This is a genomic window from Nocardiopsis lucentensis DSM 44048 (assembly GCF_000341125.1).
Taxonomy (GTDB): Bacteria; Actinomycetota; Actinomycetes; order Streptosporangiales; family Streptosporangiaceae; genus Nocardiopsis; species Nocardiopsis lucentensis.
Map to the genome: position 1 here is coordinate 353 of NZ_ANBC01000004.1, position 8,255 is coordinate 8,607.

General features: G+C 70.2%; 5 protein-coding genes and 2 pseudogenes (1 of these 7 cut by a window edge). 5 read left to right on the plus strand and 2 right to left on the minus strand.

The window, feature by feature from the left end:
* Positions 1-608: pseudogene (locus tag D471_RS32375) on the minus strand (PucR family transcriptional regulator ligand-binding domain-containing protein) (its annotated part extends 352 nt beyond the left edge of the window); the annotation flags it as partial.
* 183 nt (positions 609-791) lie between these two features.
* Between D471_RS32375 and D471_RS0100050 the strand changes: the two are divergent.
* Both D471_RS0100050 and D471_RS0100055 read left to right on the plus strand, forming a co-directional pair.
* A complete protein-coding gene (locus tag D471_RS0100050) occupies positions 792-2,078 on the plus strand; it encodes an aspartate aminotransferase family protein (RefSeq protein ID WP_026127259.1) in 1,287 nt (428 codons plus the stop codon).
* A 451-nt stretch (positions 2,079-2,529) separates the two neighbouring features.
* Entirely contained in the window at positions 2,530-4,038 is a 1,509-nt protein-coding gene (locus D471_RS0100055) for a CoA-acylating methylmalonate-semialdehyde dehydrogenase (protein WP_017596733.1), read from the plus strand.
* Between the two features lie 756 nt (positions 4,039-4,794).
* Here D471_RS0100055 and D471_RS0100060 read toward each other — a convergent pair.
* Entirely contained in the window at positions 4,795-5,622 is an 828-nt protein-coding gene (locus D471_RS0100060; protein WP_017596734.1) for a carbon-nitrogen hydrolase family protein, read from the minus strand.
* Between the two features lie 185 nt (positions 5,623-5,807).
* Here D471_RS0100060 and D471_RS0100065 point away from each other — a divergent pair, with 185 nt between their 5' ends.
* The 3 genes and pseudogenes from D471_RS0100065 to D471_RS0100075 form a co-directional block, all read left to right on the plus strand.
* Positions 5,808-6,488 (plus strand): TetR/AcrR family transcriptional regulator, encoded by a 681-nt coding sequence (locus tag D471_RS0100065; RefSeq protein ID WP_017596735.1) that lies wholly within the window; start codon positions 5,808-5,810, stop codon positions 6,486-6,488.
* A 48-nt stretch (positions 6,489-6,536) separates the two neighbouring features.
* Positions 6,537-7,460, plus strand: a complete 924-nt coding sequence (locus tag D471_RS0100070; RefSeq protein WP_017596736.1) for an ABC transporter ATP-binding protein — start codon at positions 6,537-6,539, stop codon at positions 7,458-7,460.
* Positions 7,457-8,255: pseudogene (locus D471_RS0100075) on the plus strand (anibiotic ABC transporter efflux pump); the annotation flags it as partial. The gene D471_RS0100070 and the pseudogene D471_RS0100075, both read left to right, overlap by 4 nt.

Consider the following 8,255-nt stretch of genomic DNA (forward strand, 5'->3'; position numbering starts at 1 on the left):
CGTGAGCGGCTCTCCCACGAGGTGAGCAGCGTGCCGGGGTCCTCCCCGTTGAGGTCGCAGGCCAGGACCTGGTGGGTGAGGTTCTCCAGGACCACCGGACAGCCGGACAGCTGGGCGACCTCGTGCAGGATCTGGGCGGTGTCGGCGCCCTCCACCGACAGCTGGGTGAAGACCGAGTGCAGCTTCTCCGACTCGCGCAGCTCCTCCAGCTGCTCGTTCACCACGCGGATGTGCACGGCCTCGGTGATCTCGACGAACCGCGCCTCGCGGTCGAGCAGGACGACGGGCACCCCCGCGTCGCGCGCGGCGTCCAGGAAGGCGGGCGGGAGCTCGGCGTGGTACTTGCGGCCGAGCTCGACCGCGATCCCGCTGACCCCGGCGTTGGCGAGGTCGTCGATGTAGCGCCGCAGGGCGTCGGGGTCGTCGGGCATGGCGATACCCGTGCTGAGCACCAGCTCGCCACCGCGCAACAGGTGGGCCAGGTCGGTGACCTCGGCGATGTGGACCCAGCGCACGGGGACGTCCAGACGGTCGGAGCCGACCACGACGCGCGGGCGGGCGCGTTGGAGGGCGGGCAGCTGGAGGACCTCGGCGAGAGTGGGAAGCACCCTCCCATACTAGGACGCACTGTCAGGTCCCGGGCCATGACTCCTTACATCCTGAATCACCCTCCGGCCACCTGACCACCGCAACCGCGTTCTCCGCTGTTCCTTACATCTCGTAAAGCCGACCGCCATGTTGTCAACATGGTGATCCTGGTCATCAGCTGGGGGCGGGGCGAGACTGGGGTCATGTCGGAACTTCTCTCGCGCCACCGCGCGGTCATGCCCTCCTGGCTGCCCCTGTACTACGAGACCCCGCTGGAGATCGTCAGCGGTAAGGGGTCACGGGTCACGGACGCCGAGGGCCGCACCTACCTGGACTTCTTCACCGGCATCGTGACCAACATGATCGGCTACGACGTGGCCGAGGTCCGCGAGGCCGTGGAGCGTCAGATCGCCAAGGGGGTCGTGCACACCTCCACCCTCTACCTCATCAGAGGCCAGGTCGAGCTGGCCGAGAAGATCGCCCGGCTGTCCGGAATCCCCGACGCCAAGGTCTTCTTCACCAACTCCGGGACCGAGGCCAACGAGACCGCCCTGCTCCTGGCCACCTACGCGCGCGGCAGCGACGAGGTCCTCGCCATGCGCGGCAGCTACCACGGCCGCTCGTTCGGCACGGTGGCGGTGACCGGCAACCGGGGTTGGAAGAACTCCTCCCTGTCCCCGCTCAACGTCCACTACCTGCACGGCACCGACCGCGCCGCCCCGGCCTTCCGGGGCATGACGGAGAAGGAGTACATCACCGCCTGCGTCGCCGACCTGCGCGACGTGCTGGACACCACCGCGCCCAACGTCGCGTGTCTGATCGCCGAACCGATCCAGGGCGTGGGCGGCTTCGCGATGCCGCCGGACGGCCTGTACGCCGCCTACAAGGAGGTCCTCGACGAGCACGGAATCCTGTTCGTCGCCGACGAGGTCCAGACCGGGTGGGGCCGTACCGGTACGAGCTTCTTCGGGATCGGCAACCACGGGGTCACCCCGGACGCGATGACCTTCGCCAAGGGTCTGGGCAACGGCTTCGCGGTCGGCGGCGTCGTGGCGCGCGGCGACCTGATGGACCGACTGCACGCGCTGGGCGTGGCCACGTTCGGCGGCAACCCGGTGTCGATGGCGGCGGCGGGGGCGACCCTCGACTACGTGCTGGAGCACGACCTCCAGGGCAACGCGCTGCGCCAGGGCGGGCTGATCGTCGACGGTCTGCGCCCGCTGACCGACCTGCCCAGCGTCAGCGACGTGCGCGGCAAGGGCCTGATGTTCGCCGTGGAGATGGTCGACCCGAACACGGGCGCCCCGTCCTCGGAGCTGGCCGGCCGGGTCCTGGAGGCCACGCGTGAGCGCGGACTGCTGGTCGGCAAGGGCGGCGTGCACGGCAACGTGCTGCGGATGGCCCCGCCCCTGACCCTGTCCGCCGAGGAGGCCGCCGAGGGCCGCGACCTGCTCGTGGACGCGGTGCGCGAGGTCGACGCGCGGGCCTGAGGTGCGCGAGGGGCGTACGGGGTTCTGCAGGAGGAGCCGAGCCGCCAGCGAGGAACGAGCCAGGCGAAGGCGACGACGAAGAACTCCGTTCTCCACGCCCCGAGCCCCGTGCGAACTTGTGAGCACGCATGAGCACAGAGGCGCGTACGGGGTTCTGCAGGAGGAGCCGAGCCGCCAGCGAGGAACGCGCCAGGCGAAGGCGACAGGAGAACCGCGCCGCAGGCGTCCGTTGGGGGCGGTGGAGGACGACGGGCGGGCAGAACCCCGTTCTCCACGCCCCGAGTCCCGGCCGAGCCCGCGAGGCCGCGTGGGCAGGGCGGCGGAGGCGGGGCAGCACAAGGTGGGCGGCTAGTGAGCCCCCCCTTGTTAATAAGCAAACACGGTGTGCGGCGGGTGCGCCAGTCCGGACTGGCCGCCTGTGGACAACCGGTATCCGACGAAGAGGAAACGCATGAGCGAGAACGTCACCCACTGGATCGGCGGAGCCCGTCACCAGGGTCCCGCGGAGCGTCGCGCGGACGTGTACAACCCGGCGACCGGGAAGGTGTCCGGCACGGTCGACCTGGCCGGTCAGGCCGAGATCGACGCCGCCGTGCGCTCGGCGAGGGAGGCTTTCCCCGGCTGGCGCGACACGTCGCTGTCCAAGCGGGTTCAGGTCCTGTTCCGCTTCCGTGAGCTGCTGCGCGCCAACAGCGACCGTCTCGCCGAGGTGATCAGCGCCGAGCACGGCAAGGTCGTCTCCGACGCCAAGGGAGAGGTGGCGCGCGGCCTGGAGGTCGTCGACTTCGCCTGCGGCATCCCGCACCTGCTCAAGGGCGGCTACTCCGAGAACGTGTCCACGGGCGTGGACTCCTACTCCATCCTCCAGCCGCTGGGCGTGGTCGCCGGGATCACCCCGTTCAACTTCCCGGCGATGGTGCCGATGTGGATGTTCCCGGTCGCGATCGCCTGCGGCAACACCTTCGTGCTCAAGCCCAGCGAGAAGGACCCGTCGGCGTCCCTGCTGATCGCCGAGCTGTGGGCCGAGGCCGGGCTGCCCGACGGGGTGTTCAACGTGCTCCAGGGCGACAAGGTCGCGGTGGACGGCCTGCTGGAGCACCCGGACGTGGCGGCGGTCAGCTTCGTGGGTTCGACCCCGATCGCCCAGTACATCTACGGCCGGGCGGCTGAGAACGGCAAGCGCGTGCAGGCGCTGGGCGGCGCGAAGAACCACATGGTCGTGCTGCCCGACGCCGACCTGGACCTGGCCGCCGACTCGGCGGTCTCGGCCGGGTTCGGCTCGGCCGGTGAGCGCTGCATGGCCATCTCCGCGGTCGCGGTCGTGGACTCGGTCGCCGACGAGCTGATCGCGCGGATCCGCGAGCGGGTCGAACGCCTGCGCGTGGGCCCGGGCGACGACGACCGCAGCGAGATGGGGCCGCTGGTCACCCGCGAGCACCGGGACAAGGTGGCCTCCTACCTGGAGTCGGGTGTCGAGCAGGGCGCGACCCTGGCCATCGACGGCCGCGTGCACCCGGTCCTGGGCGGGGAGTCCGACGGGTTCTGGCTCGGCCCGTCACTGCTGGACCACGTCTCCCCGGAGATGGACTGCTACCGCGACGAGATCTTCGGTCCGGTGCTGAGCGTGGTGCGGGTGTCGGACTACGACGAGGCGGTCCGGCTGATCAACGACAACCGGTACGGCAACGGCACCGCGATCTTCACCAACGACGGCGGCGCGGCGCGCAGGTTCCAGAACGAGATCCAGGTCGGCATGGTCGGCATCAACGTGCCGATTCCGGTGCCGATGGCCTACTACTCGTTCGGCGGGTGGAAGCAGTCGCTGTTCGGCGACTCGCACGCGCACGGCACGGAGGGTGTGCACTTCTACACCCGGACCAAGGCGGTCACCGCTCGTTGGACCGACCCGGGCAAGCGTCCCGAGGGCGGCGTCAACCTGGGCTTCCCCACGAACGGTTAGGATGCCCTAACGGGAATTCGGGACGGATCTCTCTTACTGACGGTCGATCGCGGGCAACACGGAGTATCGTTGGTGGCGGCCACTCCTCACCGGGAGTGGCCGGCGGAGGAGACCACGGAGACCATCCTGGAAGGACGCGCTCAATTCCCCTCCTCCCCATGGAAGCGGGCGCGTCAGCGGAAGCGCTCCGGGTCCGACTCTCCCCCTGGACCCGGAGCGCGACCGTGTCCGTCGGGCTCCCGAACGGCCGCCCCCGGACTCCTGCCTCGCTAACGGGCGGCGTACACCGGTCGGCCGGAGGCCGCACCGGGCCCCGCTCCGACGAGGTCCGCGCACTCCCGGCATCCGAACACGTGGCATCCGTCCGGCAGCTGCCCGAGGATCCGACGGGGTCGGGGCCACCGGGTGTGGCAGACAGCGCAGGCGTCCCCCATACGCTGGTCCCCAGTCAGCGCCTCCGGGTCGTAGAGGTAGGTTTCCGACGTATCGTCAGGCCGTGCACCCGTCGCACATACAGTGCTCGTTCCGCGCAATGTCCTTGCTCCCCCCGTGGTTTAGGACAGTCTGGCGGGCCGATAGTTACCGGCTCTTTATCGAATCAGAGGCTCCCGGCACTGGGAAGTGTCCGGACCGATCCAAATCACTCCGTGCACGGAAATCATAACCCTACGTAACGAACCCTGGGAAGACCCCAGTTCGGAGACGTGGAATCATCTGATTTGCCCGATGCCTACTGAGTAGTAGGGGTACGGGGCCTCAGTCCAGGTCGCGCGGTGTGACCGCGAAACGGCGCAGGGACAGGGCCGGATTGATACTCCGCACCTCTTCGACCCGCGCGGCCGAAACCTCCGCGGAGGCGACCGCGAAGCGCTGCTCCCCCAACGCGACGGTCGGCGTGCCCATCGGGTCGACCACCATGCTGCCGCCCGCCCCCGACGGCGCCGCCTGTCCGGCCGCCGCGACGTAGACGGTGTTCTCGATCGCCCGCGCCCGGGCCAGCGTGCGCCAGTGGTCCTCCTTCAGAGGGCCCGGAACCCACTGGGCCGCCAGCAGCACCACATGCGCCCCCGCGTCGGCGATGCGCCGCGTCACCTCTGGAAACCGCAGGTCGTAGCAGGTCTGGATACCGAAGACCACGCCGTCGACGGTGAAGGTCTCCGGCTCCTCGATCGGCCCGGGGCGGACCACGTCCGACTCACGGACACCGAACGCGTCGTAGAGATGGATCTTGCGGTAGAGCGCGCGCCGCCCACCGTCCGGACCGAGCACGACGAGCGTGTTGATGAAGTGGGTGGCCTCACCCGCCTCGTTCTCCCCGACAGTCGCCTCATTGACCCCCAGCACCAGGTGCACGCTCTCCGAGCGGGCCGTGTCGGCGGCGGCGGAGAGGAAGGGACCGTCCAGGGATTCGGCGGACTTCACGTACCGGTGGTCGGTCCGCGACGCGGTGAACATCGCGTACTCGGGCAGCAGGACGACCTCGGCACCCTCGGCCGCGCCCCGGGCCGCCAGTTCGGCGACCGAGCGCGCGTTCTCCGCCTTGTCCTGGCCCGGCGCGAACTGGGCGACCGCGATCCGCACCATGGATGCCTCCCTCCTCGACGCCGGAGCGTCTGGGGCGCCCCGGACCGTGCCCCGCAGTCTACGGGGACGGAGAGGTGCTCAGTCGGGTGCTCGGCCAGCGGACGGACCGCCGCCCCGCCGTCAGAGCGTCCGAGGGGGAGAAGGGTGACTAAACATCTTGCCAGCATGCTGAACATGTGTTTAGCATGATGAACATGAATTCAATTTCAGGGAAGCCCCCCGACCGCTCGGAGGACCTCACCGCACGCGCGCGTATCCGCGACGCCGCCGTCGACTGCTTCGGACAGCGGGGATTCGACGTCCCGGTCCGCGAGATCGCCGAGCGCGCCGGGGTCTCCCCCGCCCTCGTCATGCACCACTTCGGCACCAAGGCCAAGCTGCGCGTCGCCTGCGAAGAACACGTCATGCGCATCATCCGCGAGGTCAAGACCGAGTCGATCACCACCAAGGACCAGACGACCGTCCTGCACCACCTCGCCGAGGCCGAGGAGTTCGCCCCGTACATGGCCTTCCTCTTCCGGTGCCTCCAGGCGGGAGGGGACCTGGCCCGCACGCTGTACGAGCACATGGCCGCCGACATCGAGGCCTACCTCGACGCCGGGGTGAAGGCGGGCACCGTCCGCCCGAGCAGGAACCCCGAGGCCAGGGCCCGGTGGCTCGCCGCGACCGGCGGCGGGTCACTGCTGATGCTCGTCACGCTGCGCCACCCCGGACCCGACGTCGACTTCCGCAGGGTCATCCGCGAATGGTCGGAGGAGTTCACCCTCCCGGCCCTGGAGCTCTACACCGAGGGTCTGCTCGCCGACCGGTCGATGCTCGACGCCTACCTCCTGTACGTGAGCGACCCGCCGGAGGACTCGTCCTGAATCCCCGGAACCCACGTTCACGATCACCACCCACCAGGAGGGACACCCATGTCATCCCCCGCCATCGACGTGCGCGGACTCCAGAAGTCCTTCGGGAGCCTCAAGGCCCTCGACGGCCTCGACCTCACCGTCCAGCCCGGCCAGGTAGCCGGGTTCCTCGGCCCCAACGGCGCCGGGAAGTCCACCACCATCCGCGTCCTGCTCGGTCTGCTCCGGGCCGACGGCGGCACCGCCCGACTGCTCGGCGGTGACCCCTGGCGGGACGCCGTCGACCTGCACCGCCGCCTGGCCTACGTGCCCGGGGACGTGGCGCTGTGGCCCAACCTCACCGGCGGCCAGGCCATCGACCTGCTCGGACGGCTGCACGGCTCGGTCGACCCGGTCCGCAGGCGCGACCTGCTCGGCCGGTTCGAACTCGACCCCTCCAAGAAGGCGCGCACCTACTCCAAGGGCAACCGGCAAAAGGTCGCCCTCGTCGCCGCCCTGGCCTCCGACGCCGAACTCCTCATCCTCGACGAGCCCACCTCCGGCCTCGACCCGCTCATGGAGTCGGTCTTCACCGACTGCGTCCGCGAGGTCAGCGCCCAGGGCCGTTCGGTCCTGCTGTCCAGCCACATCCTGGCCGAGGTCGAAAAGCTCTGCGACACCGTGACCATCATCCGCAAGGGCCGGACCGTCGAGTCCGGGACCCTCGACGAGATGCGCCACCTGACCCGCTCCACGGTCCGCGCCACCACCGACGGTGACGCCAGCGCGCTCGCCGGCCTCCCCGGCGTGCACGACCTGTCCGTCGACGGCGGCAGCGTCACCTTCGACGTCGACAACGACCGGATGGACCAGACCCTCCGTGCCCTGACCGAGCTCGGCGTCCGCTCGCTCGTCAGCAACCCGCCCTCCCTGGAGGAGCTGTTCATGCGCCACTACGGCGACGAGCTGGCCGCCCTCAACGGCGAGGGGAGGAGCGCGGCATGAGCACGTTCACCGGGACCGGACACCTGGTCCGGTTCATCCTGCGCCGCGACCGGGTGCGGATGGCGGTCTGGACGGCCTCCCTGGTCGGCCTGCTCGCCATGACCGTACCGACCTTGGCGGAGATGTTCGCCGAACCCGCACAGAGGATGGCGCGCGCCGCCGTCATGGAGACGCCGACCGGCATCGTCTTCGGCGGCCCGGGATACGGGCTGGACGAGTACCGGCTCGGCTCGATGGTCGCCAACGAGATGACCCAGACCCTGGTGGTCGCGCTGGCGGTCATGAGCGTCCTGCACGTGGTCCGCCACACGCGGGCCGAGGAGGAGAGCGGGCGCGCCGAACTGCTGCGCGCCAACGTGCTCGGCCCCAGCGCCCAGATGACCGCCGCACTCGCCACCAACGCCCTGGTCTGCGGTGTCATCGGAGGGCTCCTGACACTGGTCATGGTGGCCAACGGCCTGGCCGTGGCCGACTCGGCGGCCTTCGGCGGGGGCGTCGCGCTGGCCGGGGTCACCTTCGGCGCGGTCACCGCCGTGTGCGCCCAGGTGTCCGAGCACGCGCGCGGCGCCAGCGGGTTGGCCTTCCTCGCCGTGGGCGTGCTGTTCATGTTCCGCGTCGTCGGCGACATCGCCGAGCGCGGCGGCAGCGCCCCGTCGTGGTTCTCGCCCTTCGCCTGGGCGCAGCAGACCCGGATGTTCGACGACCTGCGCTGGTGGCCGCTGGCGCTCTACCCGTTGGTCATCGCGGCACTGTTCGCGGTCGCCTACTCCCTGGCGGGCCGCCGCGACCTGGCGG

Bases quoted from the DNA above. Each gene is read 5' to 3' on its own strand.
- D471_RS0100050 (WP_026127259.1), top strand. From the start codon at position 792: ATGTCGGAACTTCTCTCGCGCCACCGCGCGGTCATGCCCTCCTGGCTG.
- D471_RS0100055 (WP_017596733.1), top strand. From the start codon at position 2,530: ATGAGCGAGAACGTCACCCACTGGATCGGCGGAGCCCGTCACCAGGGT.
- D471_RS0100060 (WP_017596734.1), bottom strand. From the start codon at position 5,622: ATGGTGCGGATCGCGGTCGCCCAGTTCGCGCCGGGCCAGGACAAGGCG.
- D471_RS0100065 (WP_017596735.1), top strand. From the start codon at position 5,808: ATGATGAACATGAATTCAATTTCAGGGAAGCCCCCCGACCGCTCGGAG.
- D471_RS0100070 (WP_017596736.1), top strand. From the start codon at position 6,537: ATGTCATCCCCCGCCATCGACGTGCGCGGACTCCAGAAGTCCTTCGGG.